21 protein-coding genes are annotated in these 20,815 nt (G+C 60.1%); 11 read left to right on the top strand and 10 right to left on the bottom strand.

The features are described 5' to 3' along the window. Positions 1 to 67: 67 nt before the first annotated feature. On the bottom strand, positions 68 to 1,048 hold the full coding sequence (locus tag BLO80_RS12365) for an AraC family transcriptional regulator (RefSeq protein WP_092328233.1): 981 nt from the start codon (positions 1,046 to 1,048) through the stop codon (positions 68 to 70). 116 nt (positions 1,049 to 1,164) lie between these two features. Here BLO80_RS12365 and BLO80_RS12360 point away from each other — a divergent pair, with 116 nt between their 5' ends. Further along, complete coding sequence (locus BLO80_RS12360) at positions 1,165 to 2,091, top strand: alpha/beta fold hydrolase (protein WP_092328152.1); 927 nt, start codon at positions 1,165 to 1,167, stop codon at positions 2,089 to 2,091. Positions 2,092 to 2,094: 3 nt separating this feature from the next. Further along, positions 2,095 to 3,006 carry an alpha/beta fold hydrolase gene (locus BLO80_RS12355; RefSeq protein ID WP_092328154.1) on the top strand — a complete coding sequence of 304 codons (912 nt, stop codon included), beginning with the start codon at positions 2,095 to 2,097 and terminating at the stop codon, positions 3,004 to 3,006. A gap of 3 nt (positions 3,007 to 3,009) precedes the next feature. Here BLO80_RS12355 and BLO80_RS30240 read toward each other — a convergent pair whose 3' ends face one another. Then, a complete protein-coding gene (locus tag BLO80_RS30240) occupies positions 3,010 to 3,477 on the bottom strand; it encodes a DUF6196 family protein (RefSeq protein WP_092328156.1) in 468 nt (155 codons plus the stop codon). A 123-nt stretch (positions 3,478 to 3,600) separates the two neighbouring features. Here BLO80_RS30240 and BLO80_RS12345 point away from each other — a divergent pair, with 123 nt between their 5' ends. Then, complete coding sequence (locus BLO80_RS12345) at positions 3,601 to 4,524, top strand: LysR family transcriptional regulator (RefSeq protein ID WP_092328157.1); 924 nt, start codon at positions 3,601 to 3,603, stop codon at positions 4,522 to 4,524. Positions 4,525 to 4,536: 12 nt separating this feature from the next. Here the strand turns inward: BLO80_RS12345 and BLO80_RS12340 are convergent, their stop codons facing one another. Together BLO80_RS12340 and BLO80_RS12335 are read right to left on the bottom strand one after the other, a co-directional pair. Next, positions 4,537 to 6,474: a M10 family metallopeptidase C-terminal domain-containing protein gene (locus tag BLO80_RS12340; RefSeq protein WP_256574192.1), complete on the bottom strand. Its 1,938-nt coding sequence runs from the start codon at positions 6,472 to 6,474 to the stop codon at positions 4,537 to 4,539. Positions 6,475 to 6,677: 203 nt separating this feature from the next. Then, positions 6,678 to 7,580, bottom strand: a complete 903-nt coding sequence (locus tag BLO80_RS12335) for a LysR family transcriptional regulator (protein WP_092328160.1) — start codon at positions 7,578 to 7,580, stop codon at positions 6,678 to 6,680. A 94-nt stretch (positions 7,581 to 7,674) separates the two neighbouring features. Here BLO80_RS12335 and BLO80_RS12330 point away from each other — a divergent pair, with 94 nt between their 5' ends. Continuing rightward, positions 7,675 to 8,688 (top strand): NADP-dependent oxidoreductase, encoded by a 1,014-nt coding sequence (locus BLO80_RS12330; RefSeq protein ID WP_092328162.1) that lies wholly within the window; start codon positions 7,675 to 7,677, stop codon positions 8,686 to 8,688. 8 nt (positions 8,689 to 8,696) lie between these two features. Here BLO80_RS12330 and BLO80_RS12325 read toward each other — a convergent pair whose 3' ends face one another. Further along, positions 8,697 to 9,443 (bottom strand): substrate-binding periplasmic protein, encoded by a 747-nt coding sequence (locus BLO80_RS12325; protein WP_092328164.1) that lies wholly within the window; start codon positions 9,441 to 9,443, stop codon positions 8,697 to 8,699. Between the two features lie 205 nt (positions 9,444 to 9,648). Here BLO80_RS12325 and BLO80_RS29930 point away from each other — a divergent pair, with 205 nt between their 5' ends. Further along, positions 9,649 to 9,825 (top strand): hypothetical protein, encoded by a 177-nt coding sequence (locus BLO80_RS29930; protein ID WP_175459491.1) that lies wholly within the window; start codon positions 9,649 to 9,651, stop codon positions 9,823 to 9,825. A 65-nt stretch (positions 9,826 to 9,890) separates the two neighbouring features. Continuing rightward, positions 9,891 to 10,844 carry an alpha/beta fold hydrolase gene (locus BLO80_RS12320; protein ID WP_092328165.1) on the top strand — a complete coding sequence of 318 codons (954 nt, stop codon included), beginning with the start codon at positions 9,891 to 9,893 and terminating at the stop codon, positions 10,842 to 10,844. Between the two features lie 296 nt (positions 10,845 to 11,140). On the opposite strand, the gene BLO80_RS12315 is transcribed toward BLO80_RS12320, so the two are convergent. Then, a complete protein-coding gene (locus tag BLO80_RS12315) occupies positions 11,141 to 12,067 on the bottom strand; it encodes a LysR family transcriptional regulator (RefSeq protein WP_092328166.1) in 927 nt (308 codons plus the stop codon). Positions 12,068 to 12,200: 133 nt separating this feature from the next. On the opposite strand from BLO80_RS12315, the gene BLO80_RS12310 reads away from it, so the two are divergent. Beyond that, positions 12,201 to 12,602: a RidA family protein gene (locus BLO80_RS12310; protein ID WP_092328168.1), complete on the top strand. Its 402-nt coding sequence runs from the start codon at positions 12,201 to 12,203 to the stop codon at positions 12,600 to 12,602. Positions 12,603 to 12,809: 207 nt separating this feature from the next. On the opposite strand, the gene BLO80_RS12305 is transcribed toward BLO80_RS12310, so the two are convergent. The 4 genes from BLO80_RS12305 to BLO80_RS12290 form a co-directional block, all read right to left on the bottom strand. Next, positions 12,810 to 13,289 carry a VOC family protein gene (locus BLO80_RS12305; RefSeq protein ID WP_092328169.1) on the bottom strand — a complete coding sequence of 160 codons (480 nt, stop codon included), beginning with the start codon at positions 13,287 to 13,289 and terminating at the stop codon, positions 12,810 to 12,812. A 67-nt stretch (positions 13,290 to 13,356) separates the two neighbouring features. Beyond that, positions 13,357 to 14,658 (bottom strand): Nramp family divalent metal transporter, encoded by a 1,302-nt coding sequence (locus BLO80_RS12300; RefSeq protein WP_092328171.1) that lies wholly within the window; start codon positions 14,656 to 14,658, stop codon positions 13,357 to 13,359. A gap of 153 nt (positions 14,659 to 14,811) precedes the next feature. Beyond that, entirely contained in the window at positions 14,812 to 15,048 is a 237-nt protein-coding gene (locus tag BLO80_RS12295) for a hypothetical protein (RefSeq protein ID WP_092328172.1), read from the bottom strand. Continuing rightward, positions 15,041 to 15,829, bottom strand: coding sequence for an MlaA family lipoprotein (locus tag BLO80_RS12290; protein ID WP_092328174.1), 789 nt, complete (start codon positions 15,827 to 15,829; stop codon positions 15,041 to 15,043). The genes BLO80_RS12295 and BLO80_RS12290 overlap by 8 nt, the downstream gene beginning before the upstream one ends. A gap of 340 nt (positions 15,830 to 16,169) precedes the next feature. Between BLO80_RS12290 and BLO80_RS12285 the strand changes: the two genes are divergently transcribed. The 4 genes from BLO80_RS12285 to kefC all read left to right on the top strand — a co-directional run bounded on the left by BLO80_RS12285 (position 16,170) and on the right by kefC (position 20,751). Continuing rightward, entirely contained in the window at positions 16,170 to 16,880 is a 711-nt protein-coding gene (locus BLO80_RS12285; RefSeq protein ID WP_092197771.1) for a response regulator, read from the top strand. Continuing rightward, on the top strand, positions 16,877 to 18,223 hold the full coding sequence (locus BLO80_RS12280; RefSeq protein WP_092328175.1) for a sensor histidine kinase: 1,347 nt from the start codon (positions 16,877 to 16,879) through the stop codon (positions 18,221 to 18,223). Before BLO80_RS12285 ends, BLO80_RS12280 begins: the two co-directional genes overlap by 4 nt. Before the next feature lie 178 nt (positions 18,224 to 18,401). Then, complete coding sequence (gene kefF / locus BLO80_RS12275) at positions 18,402 to 18,923, top strand: glutathione-regulated potassium-efflux system oxidoreductase KefF (RefSeq protein WP_092328177.1); 522 nt, start codon at positions 18,402 to 18,404, stop codon at positions 18,921 to 18,923. Position 18,924: 1 nt separating this feature from the next. Beyond that, on the top strand, positions 18,925 to 20,751 hold the full coding sequence (kefC, locus tag BLO80_RS12270; protein WP_092328178.1) for a glutathione-regulated potassium-efflux system protein KefC: 1,827 nt from the start codon (positions 18,925 to 18,927) through the stop codon (positions 20,749 to 20,751). The last annotated feature ends 64 nt before the right edge of the window (positions 20,752 to 20,815 follow it).

Genomic DNA, 20,815 nt, shown 5'->3' with positions numbered 1-20,815 from the left:
TCAGCCAGGGAGGCAAAGCGGGTCTGTCATGCCGAGGGCACCTTGACTGCCCGCGGGTCCATGAAGATCAACCTGCAATTGTGCCCGTTGTCTGGTCAGCCAGGGTGTTCGCGGCCCGGACAGCACTGGGAGACAAGCCCACCGAACGTTTGAAAGCCCGGCTAAAGGCAGCCAATGAGCCGTACCCCAATTGGCTGGCGACGGTTTCGACAGGTTGATGCTCTCGGCTCAAACTTAGAAAAGCCAAACGCATTCTCAAATCGGTCAGGTATCGAAGTGGAGAAACGCCTGTCGCCAGAAGAAAGCGCTGCGCAAACACCGACCGAGACTGATTGGCTTCGTTCGCAAGCGTCGCCACTGTCCAATGTTTACCGGGATGCTTGTGCATCATGATGATAGCCCTGCTCAGTCGGGGATCCCTTAACGCGCTTAACCATCCGGTGGCGCTATCGCATCCGCCTGCCACCCAACTTCGTACGATGAGCGCGGCGACCACTTCGGCAAGGCGCGCCAAAATGCCCATGTGCCCAGGTTGTAATGTGAGCGATTCCCGCTCCATTGCCTCAAGCATGGGACGGATTTCGGGTGATCTGTCCAGGAGCGTGCTCACCAGCAGAACCTCCGGCATCGCAGAAACGAGAGGCTGCATCCCGCCAAGCTCCAGTTCCATGCAGCAACTGAAGATAACCGCATCGTCCTGCGCGCTCATCTCATCGCAAGTGCCCCGCTCGCGGCGTTTACCCTCGATGACAGCGTCCAAGGCAAACGGCTTTACATCTGCAACAAGCGTGTCTTCGGTGGACAACACCCCATGGGCCCCTCCACGGGGGATGAGCACTGCATCCCCGGTATCGAGCCTATACAGATCTGCGCCGGGGCTGCGCAGCCAGACGGGCCCACGTCCGACGAAATGAAATTGTGCTCGTCCTATTTCGTTGCTGAAGCCAACCCCCAGGGGCTTGGGAATTTCCATTCTGCGAAATTGAACACCGAAAAGGCGCATGCCCATTAGCAATTCGCTGATCAGCTCACTGGAATTGGTTTGCATAGAGGGAACCTTGGAGTCTGGACGAATGATCAACATGTCAGCACCCTGGATCATAGACCGTCCTGGACCCGCTCTCTAGACTCCCCTCATCAACCCTCGAGTCTGGAAGCAATCCCATGAATCACCCTCTTCTCACCCGGTTATTACGTGGCACCTGGCTTGTCGTTTTGTTAGCTGGCCTCTCGTCAACGAGCATGGCGGCAGACAAGCGCTACACAGTGACGGCACCGGATGGGGTCAAGCTCGCGGTACAAGAGTCAGGAAACCCCGACGGCCCCACCATTATCTTCATTCATGGCTTGCTCGGGAGTCGACTCAATTGGGAGAGGCAGACGAGTAGCCCCGAGCTGCAACGCTACCGGATGGTCACCTATGACCTGCGCGGCCATGGTCTTTCCGATATGCCCACAAACGCGGATGCATACACCGACGGGCGCCGGTATGCCGATGACTTGGCAGCGGTGATCAAGGCTACGGGCAGCGACCATCCGGTATTGGTCGGCTGGTCGTTGGGCGGCGTGGTCATATCCAACTACCTTGCCGCCTATGGTGACGCTGACCTCGGTGGCGTCATGTATGTCGACGGTGTAATCGAACTCAACGCTGCGCTGATTACTTCCCACCCCGATGTGTATAGCGGCCTGGCGTCTGACGACCTGAAGACCCACTTGAACGCTGTACGGACTTTCCTTGCACTCTGCTTCCACACCCAGCCAGATGGATCGACATTCGAATTGCTGTTATCCAATGCCTCGATGGCTTCCTGGACGATGACCCGCGCCACCCCTTCAATGACCGTCTCTATCGCAGAGGGTTTGCCGAAAGCGCGCATACCTGTCCTGATGCTGTATGGCGCAAAGGATGAGCTCGTCCAAGTCCAACCCAGCATCGCCCGCGCCAAACAGCTGAATGCTCACATTCAAACGAAAATTTATGAAAATTCGGGTCATGCCCCATTCCTGGAAGAAGCGCCACGATTCAATCGAGATCTGGCGAAGTTCATGGCGTCGGCTAGCACCGCGACAAAGGGTATAGCGAGGTGACTGATGACTAATCTTCCGGGCACAACATCTGCACCGTTCTTTCCTGGATTCCGGCCTCTCGAGGTAATGGCCGGTGGCGTGCAATTCGCTGGAGCCATTGGTGGCGAAGGCCTGCCAGTTCTGCTCCTTCACGGCTACCCGCAGACTCATATCGCTTGGAGGCGGATTGCACCTGAGTTAGCGAAGAATCATACGGTGATTATCCCGGACCTTCCGGGGTATGGCTCGAGTCAGCCTCTGGAGACGACCCCAAGATGGACAAAGCGACGTGTCGGTGATGCGCTGGTAGCCCTTATGGATGCGCTGGGCTACAGGCGATTCACAGTGGTTGGCCATGATCGGGGAGCACGGGCTGGGTATCGCCTGGTGCTGGACCATCCCGACTCAGTCACTGCCTTCGCCTCCCTTACCGTGGTGCCTACTCTGGACGCGATGGCCTCCATGGACTTCCGCGCCGCCACCAAGGCTTTCCACTGGTTTTTATTTGCTCAAAAGGCCGATCTGCCGGAGCGCTTACTTGCAGCGGACCCGGATGCTTTCATCAATGCTGCTTTGGCGCAAATGACAGAGGGGCGAGGCTTTATTGAGGCGACGGCAATGGAGGCCTATAGGGCAGCATTCCGAAATCCCTCGGTGCGTCACGCCATACTTGAAGACTATCGAGCTGCGATGGATGAAGACCTGGCGCAAGACGCCGCTGACTTCGCAGCGGGTCGGAAAATACACTGCCCAGTGCTGGTTCTATGGCCCGACGCAGAACACACGAAAGGCCGACCTACGCCCGCCGATATCTGGCGACGTTGGGCAACCGACGTCAGTGGTACCTCCACTGGCGGTGGGCATTTGCAGCCAGAAGACACTCCAGCGCAAGTATTGGCCGCACTGAAGCCATTCCTTGCCCGGAGCGAAGTCTGATATTCAGGGCCTGAGGTCTCGTTGCGATGCAACGATCAAGGGCCCATCAACCAGAGCCTGGATCTCCCTGAAGACATCCGAGGCCAACGTGGCCGGGACGCCCCAATAATCAAATATTCCCCCGTCATCTCGATGTTGGCCGCAAGTGACGAAAACACCCGTTCCAAAGCGCTGTTTCAGTCGAGTCGCCAACCACCCTACAAACCCACTGTTGTCTGCACCCTCTGGAAAATGGAAGCGGAAGACACCGAATAGCTCCTGGTCGACGGCATCGCAAGGGACCAGTTGACTCCATACGTTGTCATCCCGAACGAGCGCCAGCGCGTCAGGACGTACTGCGTCTGGAAAAGATGACAACGGAAATTCTAAAAACGCATACGTGCCGGTAAAGAACCGGACGCGCGCCTGGGTAGTCACGCGTAACAGTCGACGCTCCGCGGCCTCTGTCGTTTCATGCGATATGTTCACCATTCCAGCTCTCCGACCTATAAAGCGCAAGGCGCTACCTTTGATTGACCTGAGGCATGTTAAGCAGGAAGATTTCCAAGATAAACGTTCGATACAGAGCAACATTGACAACCAAAGGTTGTAGATATGGATAAGCTGAAAAGCATGGCGGCTTTCGTTGCCGCCGCCGAATCAAGTTCCTTTTCGGCAGCGGCGGCTGTATTGGGCGTAACCCCGCAACAGATTGCCAAACAGGTCGGCAATCTGGAATCGCAGCTGGGTCTCAAACTGATCACCCGAACCACTCGCCGACAAAGCCTGACCGCCTTGGGAAAAGAATATTATCTGCGCTGCAAGGCCATCCTGAGCGACGTCGAGGACGCCGAAGCGCTGGCACTTGCAGGGAACTCAACACCGCGCGGAAAGATAAGGATTAGCGCACCTTATAATTACGGTTCCCATCGATTAATCCCGTTCCTTACCCAGTATCTGACGCGCTATCCAGAAACCGAAATTGAATTGGAATTGACAGACAGGTTTGTGAATATCGTGGAGGAAGGATACGAAGTGGTTTTCCGGCTAGGAAAACCGCGATTAGCCGACAGTGCAGCGTTGGTACAACGCGGTTTGAAACCTTTCAGGATGTTCGCCTGTGCGTCTCCAGGTTACCTGTCGCGCAAAGGGACCCCGCTCCACCCCCAGCAACTCGTGGACCATGACTGTCTGGGCTATCTGTTTTCTGATCGAATGACGGACAAGCTTTGGCGGTTTACGAAAGACAGGCAGACATTTTCGATCCCCATTGCGAGCCGACTGAAAGTCAATAACACCCTGGCCAAGGTAAACGCAGCGTTGTCGGATTTCGGCATCACGCTCTGTGTAGAGGACGTGCTTGCGCCCTACGTGCAACGTGGGGAGCTGGTCGTACTCTTCGAAGACTTCGAAGGACCTACCTACCCCGTGAATCTGATATATCCAGCCGACCGTCGTCCCTCGGCAAAGGTCAGGCGCTTCATAGACGAAGTAGTCGTCGCTCTCGGCGTGCCGCAAGCCCGGAGCAGCGAGGGCTGATATTTGGCGTTTTTACACCCAAAGGTCAGCCACCCCGATCAATTGAAAGACTTCCTCTGCCGGGGGCTCGGCGAAGATGATGTCCAGGTTACGGTAACCGGAGTGATCCCCTGCCAGGCTCAACTCGAATCGAGCCCCATTGGCGTCGGCTTCGTAGCTCTTCAAGTAAGTCAGGTTCTTGGCTTCATTGACAACCACGTCCAACGTGCCGTTGTAACCATTTCCCAGCCGGGTAAAGCCCAAGGCGGACAAGTCGATCGTGTCCTCACCCGCGGTATAGTCAAGCAGGCGATCAGTGTGGTTTTCGGTGGCGGTACGGTAGCTGTCGCTCAGTGCGTCGAAGCGGAACACATCGTTATTAGCGCCACCCAGCAACAGGTCCCGGCCCTCTGCGCCAACCAATACATCATTCCCCAGCGCGCCATAAAGGCGATCATCGCCCGCGAACCCTTCGATGATTTCGCTTCGAGCGTTGCCCTGTAAACGATCGGCTTCTTCGGTACCCGTTAACCTGGCTTGCTGAAACAGGATGTTGGTTTCATTCAGCGTTTGACTCAAGTCACCGTCGAAGACCAATTCGAAGCGTTCCCCCTGCGCGTTGGCATCAAAACTCTTGAGGTAGGTCCGCGTCCCGCTTTCATTGACTCGTATCGCCAGCGTTCCGTCATGTCCATTGCCCAGCCCGAGCAAGCCCATGGACGAGAGGTCGATCGTATCGGTGCTGGGGTCGAAGTCGGTGATTCGGTCGCTGTGGGCCGCGGTTGCGGTTCGGTAGCTGTCTGCGACTGACTGGTAACGGAACGTATCGGCCCCGGCACCGCCCGTCAGCAGGTCGCGACCTTGTTGGCCATCGAGCAGATCGTTACCGGCCCCGCCAACAATGGCATCGTCGAACGAGGCGGTACCCAGCAAGAAGTCATCATGGGGGCTACCGTCAAGGTGGTAATAGCCGTCATCGGGATTGCCAAAGCTGTGATCCAGGCTACCGTCGGGGTTCAACTGAACCAAGGCGGCCAGATAACCGTCCGCCCTTGTACCCTGGCTTCCGCCAATCAACAGCTTGCCATCAGCCAGCACGACCATGTCGGCTACTGCGAAAGGAGCGTTTTGCGAGCCCCAACTCACCTGCCCCTGATTACCAAACCCAGTGTCAAGCGAGCCGTCGGCGTTAAGACGCATGACGGTCGCCACACCGCCCGAGGCGCCCGCCAGCAGGATTTTGCCGTCATCCTGGAGCACGAGGGCGTCTGCGTGAACATCAAGAGCCAGGCTGCCGCCGTTGGCAAAGCTGCTATCCAGGCTACCGTCCTGGTTGAGGCGGGTCAGGGTATCTTGCCCCGTGACCAATACCTTCCCGTCTCCCTGCAGGGAAACGTCGATCGTGCCGCTGGGGTGAATGCCGACGGATGCTGGCAGGTGCAGGATCCCTCCCTCTGCGAAAGACGAGACCAGGGTCCCCGTCGCGTCGAAGCGGGCGATATAGATCTCCCCGGAGGGATACGCAGCGCTCGCGAAAAAGCTGCCGTCGCGTTGCACAGAGAACGACGCTTGCTGGCCTAGAGATTCATTCCAGTAGAACGGCACGGTCGCGGTACCGCCGTTGCCGAAACTCGTATCGAGGCGGCCGTCAGCCAAGGTACGACTTACGCCCGACACCCAGGCATCGCCGACTTTCACGTATTGCGCCACCAGGTAGCCCCCTCCCGGCTGCACCGCAGCATTACCACCGTCCTCGATATCGAGCGACACAGGCAGGAGGGATTTACCGTCGCCACTGAAGTTGCGGTCCAGGCTGCCGTCGGCATTGAACCGGACCAGACTGCCGGTGAAGCCTGAATCCTCTTCGCCGCCCAGTCCCAGGCGGCTATAAGCGCCAAGCCAGATAGCACCGTCCGGATCGACCGTGATACCGCCGATCTTGTCCGAGCCCCATAAGGTTGTGGCTACCATGCCCGTGTTCCCCACAGCCGAAGCGGCGGGTGAAGTGCTCTGACCCATGTCCATGCCTCCGATAGCTATCTGTCGCCAAAAACAATAGACACGGCTCAGTCTGGTTGCCACTTTACGAGACGAATAGAAGTGCTTGGATGACCCTCGACTCTGCTATCGATGCAACCATTTGGAATAACCCGCCGGAAACGCCGCCCCCTCATTCAAAGCAGCTCGATCAACCTGTCGAGAAAGGCACGTACGGCCGGGTTGGTGCGCCGACTCTCGGGCCATATGGCCGTGATGTTGTGTCGGTCCACGGCAAAATCGGACAGGATCGGGATCAGCTCTTGGCGCCTCACCCAGGGGTCAGCCATGAAACTCGCGGCCATTCCGATGCCTGCGCCCGCCGCAATCGTCGCGATGACGACTTCGCTTGCGTCAACGACGATAGGAGACGACGGCAATATCTCAATCTCCTTGCCCGCCATTCGGAACGGCCAGCGAAACACTTGCCCGGTGTTTTGATAGCGCAGGTTGACGGTTTCGTGCCCCACCAGTTCATCGGGATGCCGGGGGGTACCGCACCTGGCCAGGTAATCAGGCGACGCATAGCAGCAGAGCCTGTACGGCGAGAGTCGGTGCGACAGCAGGGACGAATCCGGGAGGTCGCCGATCCGGACTGCAAGATCGATGCTCTCTTCGACCAGGTCCACGATGTGGTCGCTCAGCCGCAAGTCGATCATTACCTTTGGATGGAGCTTGCGGAACGCGGTAATGACGGGAGCAATCATGTGCAGACCGATCGGCAGGGAGGTCGCTATTCGCAAGGTGCCCGCGGGTTCGGAACGTGCTGACTTCGCCACCTGTTCGATCTCTTCAGCATGGCGCAACAGCTGCAACACACGCTCATGCAGTTCACGACCTTCGGCGGTGAAAGTCAGCGAGCGTGTCGTACGGGTAAAAAGAGAAAAGCCGAAATGACGTTCCAGCCGCTGGATGCTTTTGCTGATCGCAGAGGGAGAAACAGACAGGGAGCGGGCTGCGGCTGTATAGCTGCCCAAGGAGCCCGCGCGGGCGAATGCGATTAAGCCAGTCAGGCTCTCAAAACCAATTTGTTCCTTCATGGCACGATTAAAACGAAACCAGGCACCATTATCAATCCTGCAGAATCATCCTACATTGGTCATCCAGGCTAAATCTCTGAGTGAGGTTATTGTGATGAACGAGATGATGAAAGCGGTGCGGTTGCACGAATTCGGTGGCCCGGACGTATTGCATTACGAAGATGCGCCTCGGCCCATGGCGAAAGCCGGCGAAGTACTGGTCCGCATCCATGCGGCAAGCCTCAACCCACCAGACCTCTACCTGCGTGACGGCTATCGGGCGCTACCGCCTGAGTGGCAACCCCATCCAACCTTTCCGCTGATCCTGGGCACCGATATATCCGGGGTCGTTGCCGCGGTCGGCGACGAGGTGGGCGGGATCAGCGTCGGTGACGAAGTGTTCGCAATGGTGCGTTTCCCGGAGGATCTCATGAAAGGCAGCGGCGCCTATGCCGAATATGTCTGCGTCCCTGAATCCGAGCTGGCCCTCAAACCCAAGGGTATCGATCATGTCCAGGCAGCGGGTGCGCCGATGTCGCTGCTCACGGTGTGGCAGTTTCTGATTGATCCCGGCCATGACTTGCCGAACCCATTCCAATCGTTTCCACATACCCCTGTCCCCCTCAAAGGCAGGACGGTCCTGGTGAATGGCGCTGGAGGTGGCGTGGGGCATCTGGCGGTTCAGGTTGCCAAATGCAAAGGTGCGCGTGTGATCGCGGTCGCGTCCGGCAAGCACGAGGCGCTGCTTCGCAGCCTGGGAGCGGATGAGTTTATCGATTACACCAAGGGCGCTGCCGAAACGGCCGCGCACGATGTGGATCTGGTGATCGATGCCGTCGGCGGCCCGAACATGGAACGCTTTCTGAGCGTCATCAAGCAGGGTGGCGCGCTCTTCCTGATCAACCCCCTGGGCTTCTCGGGGCATGATGAAGCAGCCCATTGCGCGATCACGGTGTCCTCGACACAGGTACGTTCCAATGGCGCGCAATTGGCAGAGGCCGGACGCCTGCTCGATAACGGTACCCTTCGTGTCGTCATTGACAGCACCTATCCGCTGGCCGAGGCCTCGGCTGCGCACCGGCGAGCTTCACGCGGCGGTCTCCAGGGTAAGGTCGTGCTGATCGTCTGAGTGCGTTCTTATGGCCCGACCTGCTCTTCATACCGCCGCCGAATCCGCTCCAGCTCCCCTGAGCGCCGCAACTGCTCCAAAGCCTTGGTCCACGCCGCGACCACTTCGTCTTCAGAGTCCAAGCTGAATGCGATGTACAACGACGAGCGATAAAGCTCGATAGGAATTTTCCGCAGCGTGCCCGGCGCGATGTTCAACTGGCGGCTGTAGTAGGCCACGCCCGCATCGGTATCGCCGACGATGATGTCGGTGCGGCCGGCAAGCAGCATGCGATAGAGCAGCTTGCTTTCGGTGGCACTTTTGTCCAGGTTGTTAAAGCCCAGGGACAACAGCATCGTCGGCACCAGGCCGGCATGTCGCGTGGTGATCTGCGGGGCGTGCAGCAGTTGTTCGAGGGAATTCACCGGCGGCGCCTTGGCCAGTTGATAGGGGTGAATGGACTCCTCCACGATAGGCCCGACCCATTTGAACAACGACTCGCGTTCCGGCGTGCGAAACAGGGAGTACATGATGGTCTTGGGGCGGTGCTTGAGTATTTGGGTGGCACGCATGCTGGGTTGCAGCAACACCTCGAAGTCATCGCCGGTCAGCGCCATGATGGCCCGGACGATCTCGGTGGTCATGCCGGTGAGCCGGTTGTTTTCCTGATAGTTGTACGGTGCCCATTCTTCGGTGACGATCTGATACTGCTCGGCCCTGACATCCGTGCCGAGCAAGAGGCAAAGCAGCGCTGCAGCCGATATCGAATGTCTCACGCGTACTCCCTGTGGACCGTTCGGTGTTCGTGCATGGGTGGGCCTGATTCAAGAGGGGCAAGGTAAGCATAGACCCAAACACTTGCCTGACAGTTGACGCAGTCCACATTCCGCCCCTTAGCAACCTCTGGACCTTGGTGTAGGATCAGCGCGAACCGGATACGCGACGCTCCCCTTTCGCCCTCCTCCCGGCGACGCAGCCCACATGAATCCTATCGATCCCCTGTCGTTTCAACGCATCATCACCGCCCAGGGCGGCGTCGAAGGCGCAAGCTCCCCCGCTACGAATGATCACGGCAACCGAAGCGAAACGCAGCTATCCGATTTTCCTATAGTTGTTATCGATGCCCATGCCGTTCTCGTCACCGGCCTCTCTCTTTAATCTGCCCACCAACGCGATCGATGACGATCGCCGCAGATCAAACGACCTTAATGGAGAGAGACACGATGAACACCTTCAACCGCACCCTGGCTGTCGCGACCCTGACATTGGCCACCCTCAACGCCGAGGCCGCGTCGCCAGTCCAGACCGCTGCAAGCGTGTCTGCGGTCGGCAGCGTGGTCCAGTCAGCCAGCTACATCACCACCAAGGATGGCATACAGCTGTATTACAAGGACTGGGGCCCGCGTAACGGCCAGGTCGTGACCTTCAGCCACGGTTGGCCGCTGGACTCCGACAGTTGGGAAGGCCAGATGATGTTCCTCGCCTCGAAAGGCTATCGGGTGATTGCTCACGACCGTCGCGGTCATGGTCGCTCCAGCCAGCCTTGGGAAGGCAACGACATGGACCACTACGCCGACGACCTGGCGGCGGTGATCGAAGCGCTGGATCTCAAGAACGTGACGCTGGTGGGCTTTTCGACAGGGGGTGGTGAAGTGGCGCGTTACATCGGTCGCCACGGTACCGGTCGGGTGAAGAAAGCCGTGCTGGTTTCTTCGGTGCCACCGTTGATGCTCAAGACAGACACCAATCCCGGCGGCTTGCCTATCGAGGTGTTCGACGGCCTGCGCAAGGCGTCTCTGGAGAACCGTTCGCAGCTGTACCTGGACATCGCCTCGGGCCCGTTCTACGGCTACAACCGCAAGGGTGCCAAACCATCCCAGGGGTTGATCCAATCGTTCTGGATGCAGGGCATGCAGGGTGGCAGCAAGAATACCTATGACTCGATTGCGGCGTTCTCGGCGACGGACTTCCGCGACGACCTGAAGAAATTCGACGTGCCGACCCTGGTCATCCATGGCGATGACGATCAGATCGTACCCATCGACGCTGCAGGCCGGGCCTCGGCGGCGCTGATCAAAGGCGCCCGACTGATCGTCTACCCTGGCGCACCGCACGGCTTGACCGAGACGCACAAGGACCGACTGAACCAGGATCTGCTGACCTTCCTCAAGGAATAAAATCAGGATCGGTTGTGAGGGGCCTGCTCGCGAAAGCGGCGGGCCTGCTTGCATGGGTGTTGAATGGGCTGCCGTCATCGCGAGCGAGCTCGCTCCCACAGGGGTCGGTTGTGAATGCGGAATTGGCGTACACCCAAGATCAACGGTGGGAGCGAGCTTGCTCGCGATGACGGTAGAACACGTTGCATCTATTCCTCAGACCGCCCCGTACCCTCACGATCATGCGCATAACCTCGGGTGAGCGGAAACGCCGAATCGGTCCATTGTGCATCTCCTCTATAACTGGACAGACAATTTCACGAAACCGATCGATCAATGATAGGCGCATGCTGCGCCATCAGCTCCACCACCCAATCGATGAACACCCTCAGCTTGGCATTGACGTGGCGATTCGGCGGGTAAGCCACGTAGAGCGGCATCGGGTCGAGGTGCCAGTCTTCGAACAGCGGCACCAACTCGCCTTGTGCCTGGTGATGCCGGGACATGTACGCCGGCAACCAGAGCACGCCCAGCCCCGCCAGACCGGCAGCGAGGTAGGCGTTGCCGTCGTCGATGGCCAGGGCGTAGCGCCCTTTGACGTGAAGCAGCTCACTGCCACGGCGCATGGCGTAAGGCAGGGATTTACCGGTGCGCGCCCACAGGAAGCCCACGGTGCGATGGTGCGAATCTTCCAGTTCGCGCGGATGCGCGGGCCGACCGAACCGTGCCAGGTAACTCGGGGCGGCGAAGACGCCCAAGGCAAGATCGCCGACGCGCCGGGCCACCAGCGACTGATCCATCAGCTCACCGCCGCGCACCACGCAATCGACACTTTCATCGATCATGTCGACGATGCGATCACTGACGCCCATGTCGATCTGGATGTCCGGATAGCGCTCATAGAACGCCGGCAAGGCCGGTACCAGGATCATGACTGCCAGCGGGCTCGGCACGTCCACCCGCAGGCGCCCGCGGGGTAGCGCCTGGGCACTGGAGACGCTGGTCTCGGCATCGTCCATGTCGGCCAGCAAACGGATCACCCGTTCGTAATAAATGGCACCGTCGGCGGTGACATTGACCTTGCGCGTGGTGCGGTTGAGCAACTTGACCCGCAACCGTGCCTCGAGCTGCTGCACCAATTGGGTCACGGTGGTCTTGCTCATGTGCAGGGTTTCCGCCGCCTTGGTGAAGCTGCCCGCCTCCACGACTCGCACGAACGCTTGCATTGCATCAAAACGGTCCATTTCTGCCCCGGGTATCGATCCGATTGTTTGGAGTTTACAAACAGTGATCGCCAAGGTTGCTCGTTTATCGCCCGGACACAAGCCCCTAGAGTGAGTTCATCGTTTGGAACCCACTCTTTGATGGAGGTATTTCATGACACAGCGCGATGTAGTTTTCCCGCCCGGACGCCAGGCACTGTATGAGCGCAATCGCTATTCACCGGCGATTCGTTCCAATGGTTTTCTGTTCGTGTCGGGGCAAGTCGGCAGCACCGCCGACGGTTCGCCGGAACCCGACCTGGAAGCTCAGGTGCGGCTGGCGTTCAACAACCTGAAGGCAATCCTCGCCGCGGCCGATTGCAGCTTTGACGATGTGGTGGATGTGACGGTGTTCATGGTCGATCCCGAGTCGACCTTCGAACGGGTCTGGAGCGTTGTGCCCGAATTCTGGGGCAGCGCGCCCCATCCGACACTGACGGCGGTGGGCGTGACGTGGTTGTATGGTTTTCAGTTCGAGATCAAGGTGATTGCCAGGTTGCCTGAGGCCACCCAGTGATGAACTGAGCTGAATGTGTCGGCGCCATCGCGAGCAAGCTCGCTCCCACAGGGGATTTGGACAGGCCGAAAAATCGAAGCCACCGACGATCAAGTGTGGGAGCGAGCTTGCTCGCGATGGCGGTGGGTCAGCTTGCATCACTGTCGGCTGTGCCGACGCCATCGCGAGCGAGCTCGCTCCCACAAGGGAATGGAAGTGCTGCGCCGGCTAGCCTTTCACCGCCGCTTCAATCGCCGCGATGTCGATCTTGGTCATCGTCATCATGGCCTCGAAGGCACGCTTGGCGATGGCCTTGTCAGGACTGGCGACCGCGTCGAGCAACACACGCGGGCTGATCTGCCACGACAAGCCCCACTTGTCCTTGCACCAGCCACACGCGCTGGCCTGGCCGCCGTTGTCGATGATCGCGTTCCACAAGCGGTCCGTTTCGGCCTGGTCTTCGGTTGCAATCTGGAATGAAAAGGCCTCGCTGTGCTTGAACACCGGGCCGCCGTTGAGGCCGATGCAAGGGATGCCGATCACCGTGAACTCCACCGTGATCACATCACCCTCCTTGCCCGACGGATAATCGCCCGGGGCCTGATGGACGGCATTCACCGCACTGTCGGGAAACGTTTTGGCGTAGAACTGCGCCGCTTCCTGGGCATCGCCGTCGTACCAGAGGCAGATCCTGTTTTTATTGTTCATTCCGCTTCTCCAAAAGTGACTGGACGATAAAGTCTAGCAGCCCCCGAAAATTGCAGATGACCGCATCTCAGGTAAACAGATCGACCGCCAGCTGGAACGCGACCCACAACGCCAGGCCCGTGGCAAACATCAGCGCGATGTTCTCGAACAGGTTGTTGCGATATTCCTTGCCCAGCAGGGACTTCTGGTTGGACATGATCAGCAGGCCCAGGGAAATCACCGGCAAGCCGATGATGTTCAACGCGTTGACGCCGATGGTCAGCGTGACGAAGTCCGGCATGCCGGGGAGCGACCAGATCAGCGGCGTCACGAGAACGAACAGCATGAACCATTTGTGCATCGGATCATGGTGGAACTCCTTGCCGTAACGCTCCCGGCGCTCGGGCCGCACGTGCTGGAAGGCATCGGTGATCAGCATCGGAAACGCCGTGGTCTTGCCGCAGATGCTGGCGAACAGCGTGGCGAACACGCCGACAAAGAACACGTACCAACCGATCGAGCCGAAGAACATTTCCAGGGCCTTGCCCAGATCGCCCAGGGTTTTGACCTCGATGCCGTTGGGTCGCAGGATTTCCGCACCGACGATCCAGATCGCCAGGTTGATGATGATCCCGACAAACACCGCAAACAGCAGGTCGTTACGCTGGATACGCTTGTGCTCAGGCCCCACCCAGCCCTTCTGGCGCATGACATACGGATGGACGAAGTTGGCGATGGAACCGGCCACCGCACCGATCACCGAGACGGCCACCAGCAGCGCGCCGTGCACGCCTTCGTCGGGCGGAATGCTGAAGCCGATAGTGCCTTTGACGATGCCCGCGACATCCGGGCCGGACATCACCGCCAGGGCCAGGAACGCCAGCGTCATGATCGCCAGCAGGCCTTTCATCACACCTTCGATCATCGAATAGATATTGCGCCCGACGAGCATCCACACCGTCAAGACCACCGCCACCGAACACAGCAGTGGATAGTCGACCTTGAGCAACATGGCCAGGGCTTCGCCAGCCCCCTTGATCATGTAGGCGTTCATCAGGTGCCCCATGAGCAGCGCATACACCAGCAGGAACCAGGCGAAAAACGGATTGAGCTGGGCATAGCCTTGCAGGATGGTCATGCCCTGGTTATTGCAGAGCTGGAAGCGCGCGATGATGTTGACGATCAGGTAGCGCAGCAGCAGAGAGACCGCCAGCACCCACATCATGGCGTAGCCGTAGTTCGCCCCGGCCACGGATGAGGTGATCAAATCGCCGGCGCCCAGCCAGGAAAGAACGGCGATGATGCCGGGACCGAGGAGCTTGAGCAGGCGTACGAAACGGCCTTGCGCGGGCGCCGCAACCTTGCCTTCGGCGGAAGGAATGCTCGTCATGGATGGAATCTCCGTTTATTTTTTTTGTGAGAAACGGCCACAGTCGAACATATTAGATACGACGTCGTACAACCATTATTCATGCGTAATTATGTAAAAATGTTTCATGGTATCCGCCCTCGATGTACCGCTGTATTCAAGAGCAAATTGCCACTAATCCTTCACCTGCTCGCCGTTATCGACCAACCAGCGCACCATCTTCGCCAACGGCACCCGATGCTGCTGGATGGCGCACCAACTGACGTGTTCATGGCGATACAACTCGACGTAACGGTTGAGCAGCACATGGCGACCATCCTCGGCCAAGCGCAATTCAACTTCACGACAGTGCAATACATCCGGCTCGAGCGAGCGCATTCGCCGATGCAAGACCAACGCCTGGTTATTCATCGGCGGCGGCTCCATCCTGGCACTGCGGGTTGTCCTCCATCACCGCTCCCAACTTGCCCTGCGCGATAAATTCGGCACGCCGCTGCGCCGTGGCATCACGAAGCGCCGCGTAGTAATCCGGTTCGGCCTGCAACGCGTCGGTCAGTGGCAATGCCTCGGCACGGCCATCGACAACGCCGCCGACGGTGTTGATGGTGCCCAGGGTGTCGACGGTGCTGCTGTTGTCGCCGAACGGGTCGACGGCAAAACTCAGCACTTGGCCCGTCGCATCCCTCAGGTTGGCGCTGCCCAGCAGCGGCAGTTCCACGGTGGGCCCGGGGGCGAGGTTCCAGACGCCGAAGGTCTGGCCGAAATCGGCCTTGTGGCGCTCGATGCCCAGCTTGCCCGACACGTCGATCAGCCCGACGATGCCTGCGGTGGTGTTGATCACGAAACGGCCCAGTGTGTTGACCGAGCGTTGGGCATTGCCTTGCAACAAGTCGTTGATGAACACCTTGGGTTCGCCGAAGTTCGCCACGAAGTTGTGGACGCCGGCCTGGAACATCTCCGGCAGCTTGCGATAACCACGGGCCACCGGGGCCAGCGCATAGTCATCCAGGGTTCGGTTGAACGCGAATATGCCACGGTTGACCGGTTCTGCGGGATCGTAAACGGTGTAGGTCGCGCTTTCACACGAGCCCGGCGTTGCAGCGGGCGTACTGGCGCAACCGCTGGCGAGTGCCGCCAATACAACCACGACGGTGGATCGAACGAACAACGGAGCGGGCTTGGTGATCGGCATACAGGGTTATCTCGGCGAGGAATGGGATGCTGCCTGGACCGGTCGTAAACCAAACACCGCCCCTGTGGCGAGGGAGCTTGCTCCCACTTGAGCGCGAAGCGCTCACCGCTTTTTTGGGGCCACTTCGCGACCCAGCGGGAGCAAGCTCCCTCGCCACAGGGTTCGGTGTTGGTGGGTGGTTTAACTGACCGACATCAAGGCCATCCTGCCGCCGTTTTCTTGCCCGCAGATTTCCGGAATATTGCCCACCGGCAACTTTATTACCGGGTTGAAATATATGACGCGGGCCGTGGATTGACCCTAGTATCCCCTCCTGTATTCATTACCCTGCGTGCCCACCGTGAGCCATTTATTACTGGTGGACGATGACCTCGAAGTCCTCGCCCTCTTGCGCAAGTTCCTCGAACAACATGGCTACAGCGTGGATGTGGCCGCCGACGGCAACGCCCTGTGGCAGGCGGTGGAGCGCCGGGTGCCGGACCTGATCATCCTCGACGTCATGTTGCCGGGCGACAACGGGTTGGTGCTGTGCCAGCGGCTGCGGGCCGAGCACACGGTCGGCATCATCATGCTCACCGCCATGGGCGAGTTGAGTGATCGCGTCGTCGGCCTGGAACTGGGGGCGGACGATTACCTGACCAAGCCCTTCGATGCGCGGGAGCTGTTGGCCCGGGTGCGTGCCGTGCTGCGGCGCACCGGTGAAGCCAGGGCCGCGTCGAGCGACGCCTCCCGGCCTATCCTGGAGTTCGAAAACTGGCAACTGGACGTCACCCGTCGCGAGCTGCGCTCACCGGACAAGGTCATGATCCCGCTGTCCACCGGCGAATTCGAACTGCTGCTGGTGTTTGCCGAACACCCGCGCCGGGTGCTGACTCGCCAACAATTGCTGGACCTGGCCCGCGGCGAAACCTTCGAGGCGTTCGACCGCAGCATCGACGTCCAGGTCAGCCGCCTGCGGCGCAAATTGGAGACCGACATCACGGGTGCATCGATGATCCGCACCGTGCGCAACAGCGGCTACCTCTTCAGCCCTCACGTGGTGAAACGATGAAACCCTCGCGCTCGGGCGCTCAACGTCCACGGGACACGGTGGCGCGCTGGATCGCCCTGACCACCATGATCGCCATGCTGACCTTGCTGGCCCTCAACGAACTGTTCAGCCTGCTGGCCGGTGCCTGGGCGCGCCCTCCCCTGATGGAAACCGGCCTGATGGAAAGGGCCGCCGCCATCACCCGCATCATCGACTCCGTCGCCCCCGCACAACGCCCCGCGATTGCCGCGGCCGCCAGCGACCAGGCGTTCGACGCGCACTGGTTGCAGCGGCATGAAGAGGCGCGCTTGCCGGTGATCGACGACCCGGAGTTCAGTGAGGGTTCGGTGCTCCTGCGCCAACAATTGGGCCGGCCGGACGCCAGGATCGAGGCCTACGAACCGGGCGACTGGCCGGCCGGCCAACCGGATGCGCGCTACGCGGTGATCATCGAACTGACCGACCATTCGTGGGTGATCTTCTCCGTGCCGTCGCGCAGTTGGGGACTGAGCGAATGGGCGCGCAACGGGATCATCATCGCGCTGATCCTGCTCTCGACCTTGATCGTCGCGCTGATCGCCACCCGGCACCTGGCCGCACCGCTGGAACGCTTCGCCGAAGGCGCCCGACGCTTTGGCGTCGATCACCAGGCGCCACCGATTCCGGTCATCGGCCCCCACGAAATCCGCCAGGCGATCCTCGCGTTCAATGCCATGCAGGCCCAGCTCAAGCACTTCCTGCAGGACCGCACCCAGATGCTCGCCGCCATCTCCCATGACTTGCGCGCGCCGCTGACCCGCATGCGCCTGCGCGGGGAGTTCATCGAGGATGCCGAGCAGCAATCGCGCTTGTTCAGGGACGTGGACGAAATGCAGACGATGGTCAACTCAGCCCTGGAGTTCTTTCGCGACGATGCCCGGCTTGAACATGCCACCGCGTTCGACCTGGCCGAGCTGCTGCACACCCTCGTCGACGACCTCAAGGACGCCGGCATCGAAGTTGGGTTCGAAGGCACCCAGCGCTTGGTGTATGTCGGTCGGCCCATCGGCATCAAGCGCGCCTTGGTCAACCTGATCGACAATGCGATCAAATATGGCGGCGAGCCGACGGTTCGACTCGAAGCCGACGCCCACCGCGTGGACATTCGCATCCTGGACCGAGGGCCGGGCATCGCCGCCCAATACCTTGAGCAAGTCTTCACGCCGTTCTTTCGCATCGAAGGTTCTCGCAACAAGCACACCGGCGGCGTCGGGCTCGGCCTGTCGGCGGCCCGGGCGACGGTGCTGGAGCATGGCGGGACGCTGACCCTGCGCAATCGCAAGGGTGGCGGATTGGAGGCCAGGGTCTCGCTGCCGCTTGGCTGAAGGCCCCGATGTGTCGATCCGCGCTAAACAATCGGCGCCTTCCTCGGTAGGATGTCCGGTTTTTCCGGCCTGTCCCCTGTCCCGGGAAGGCGCTCTTGTTTGTATCAGCTCGACCCAGTGCCATCGTTCGCGCCCACGACAGACAAGAATCGACGGAGCCAAACCAAGGAATTCACCGATGATTCTTATCATTTACGCGCACCCCTACCCCGACCAATCGCGGGTCAACCAGCAGATGCTCAAGCGAGCATCGAGCAACCCGGACGTGGTCATACGTTCGCTCTATGCGCTTTATCCCAACTTCGATATCGACGTCGAGGCGGAGCAGCGCGCGGTGGAACAAGCAGAGCTTGTCGTCCTCCAGCACCCGATGTACTGGTACAGCTCCCCGCCCTTGCTGAAACTGTGGATCGATAAAGTCTTCACCCACGGCTGGGCCTATGGCAAAGGCACCACGGTTCTCAAGGACAAGCCCCTGCTGTGGGCCGTGACCACCGGCGGCGATCAGGCGCATTTCCAGATCGGCGACTACCCGGGTTTTGCCGCGCTGGCCCAACCCCTCCACGCCACGGCCATCTATTGCGGCATGCGCTGGCTGGAGCCGGTCGTCGTGCATGGCGCCTATGCCGCCGAAGCGGATGCCCAACACGCCCAAATCGAACACTATGCCGCTCGCCTGGCCGCCTGGAAGGAAGATTGAAGTGGAAACTCACAGCCTGATTGAAATGCTCATCTACCTGGCCTCGGCGACGCTGATCGTACCGATTGCCGTGCGATTTGGCCTGGGCCCGGTGTTGGGTTATCTGCTGGCCGGATGCATCATCGGCCCGTGGGGGCTGAAGCTGATCACCGACGTCAAGGCCATCCTGGAGTTCGCTGAAATCGGCGTGGTGCTGATGCTGTTCATCATCGGCCTCGAGCTCGACCCCAAGCGACTCTGGGCCCTGCGCCGGATGGTGTTTGGTGGCGGTGCCCTGCAGATGCTCGCCTGTGGCGCTGCCATTGGCTTGTTCTGCACGGCCTTGGGCCTGAATTGGACGGCAGCGTTGCTGGTCGGCCTGACCCTGAGCCTGTCTTCCACGGCCATCGCCATGCAGGCCATGAGCGAACGCAACCTGACCGCCACCGCAGTCGGACGCAGCAGCTTTGCCGTGCTGCTGTTCCAGGACATCGCGGCGATTCCCCTGGTGGCGATGATCCCGTTATTGTCGGCCCACGGCGACACACCTTCGGGCACCGCGCTGTTGCTATCGATTGGCAAAATCGTCGCCGCCATCGCCATCGTCGTGCTGTTGGGGCGCTACGTGACGCGACCGCTGCTGCGCTTCGCCGCACGCTCAGGCTTGCGGGAGATCTTCAGTGCCGTCGCGCTTTTTCTGGTGTTCGGCTTCGGCTTTCTGCTGGAGGAAGCCGGCCTGTCGATGGCCATGGGCGCGTTCCTCGCCGGGGTGCTGCTCGCCAGCTCCGAATACCGACATGCCCTGGAGAGCGACATCGAGCCATTCAAGGGCCTGCTGTTGGGTCTGTTTTTCATCGGCGTCGGCATGTCGATCGATTTCGGCACCCTGGTCAACGCACCGCTGAAAGTCATCACCCTGACCCTGGGTTTCATCCTGATCAAGCTGCTGGTGATCAAGATGGCGGGCCGCTTCCTCAACGTCCCCGCCGGCCAGCGCTCTTGGCAGGCGGTGCTGCTGGGCCAGGGCAGCGAGTTCGCCTTCGTGGTCTTTGGCGCGGCGACCGTGGCCGGCATCTTGACCGATCAATGGGGCAAGAGCCTGACCCTGGCGGTGGCCTTGTCCATGTGCCTGACGCCCTTGCTGATCCTGCTGCTGGATCGCTTCGAGTCCGTCACCCGGAAAAACAAACGCGAATCCGACCTCGTCGACCAACAGAACCCACGGGTGATCATCGCCGGGTTCGGCCGCTTCGGGCAGATCGCCGGACGCCTGCTGATGTCCTGCGGCGTCGACGTGGTGGTACTGGATCACGACCCCGACAACATCGAGACGCTGCGCAAGTTCGGGGTGAAAGTCTTTTATGGCGATGCCACGCGCCTCGACTTGCTGCATGCGGCCGGCGCGGCCCAAGCGGTGGTGTTGATCAACGCGATCGACAACCAGGAAGACAACCTGACGCTGACCCGGCTGGCCCAGGAGCACTTCCCCGCGTTGCAACTGATCGTGCGGGCGCGGGACATGGGCCACCTCATCACCCTGCGGCAGATGGGCGTGGAGGCGGCCGAGCGGGAAACCTTCGAGAGTGCGCTGGCATTGGGTCGCAGTGCGCTGGAGCACATGGGGGTCGGGGCTTACGAAGCGCGTGAACGGGCGGATCAGTTCCGGCGGCTGAACCTCAAGATGCTGGAGGAGATCGTCGCCCAGCCGGAAGACGACCTCAAGTTCCGCCACGACGCCTACCGACGCGCCAATGCGCTGCTCACGGAGATGTTCAACGAAGACCGTGCCCACCCCGTCGACAGCTGGCCGGAACACCATCGCAACGAAACCGACAAGACGCCGGATTGACCGGCGTCATACGCGCCCGAACTTGCGCCGGCATCCCGCCGGCGTCAGCCCGGTCAGCGCCGTT

It is taken from the genome of Pseudomonas sp. NFACC56-3 (assembly GCF_900100025.1).
Lineage (GTDB): Bacteria > Pseudomonadota > Gammaproteobacteria > Pseudomonadales > Pseudomonadaceae > Aquipseudomonas > Aquipseudomonas fluorescens_AA.
This window is presented reverse-complemented; position numbering and strand designations above follow the sequence as displayed.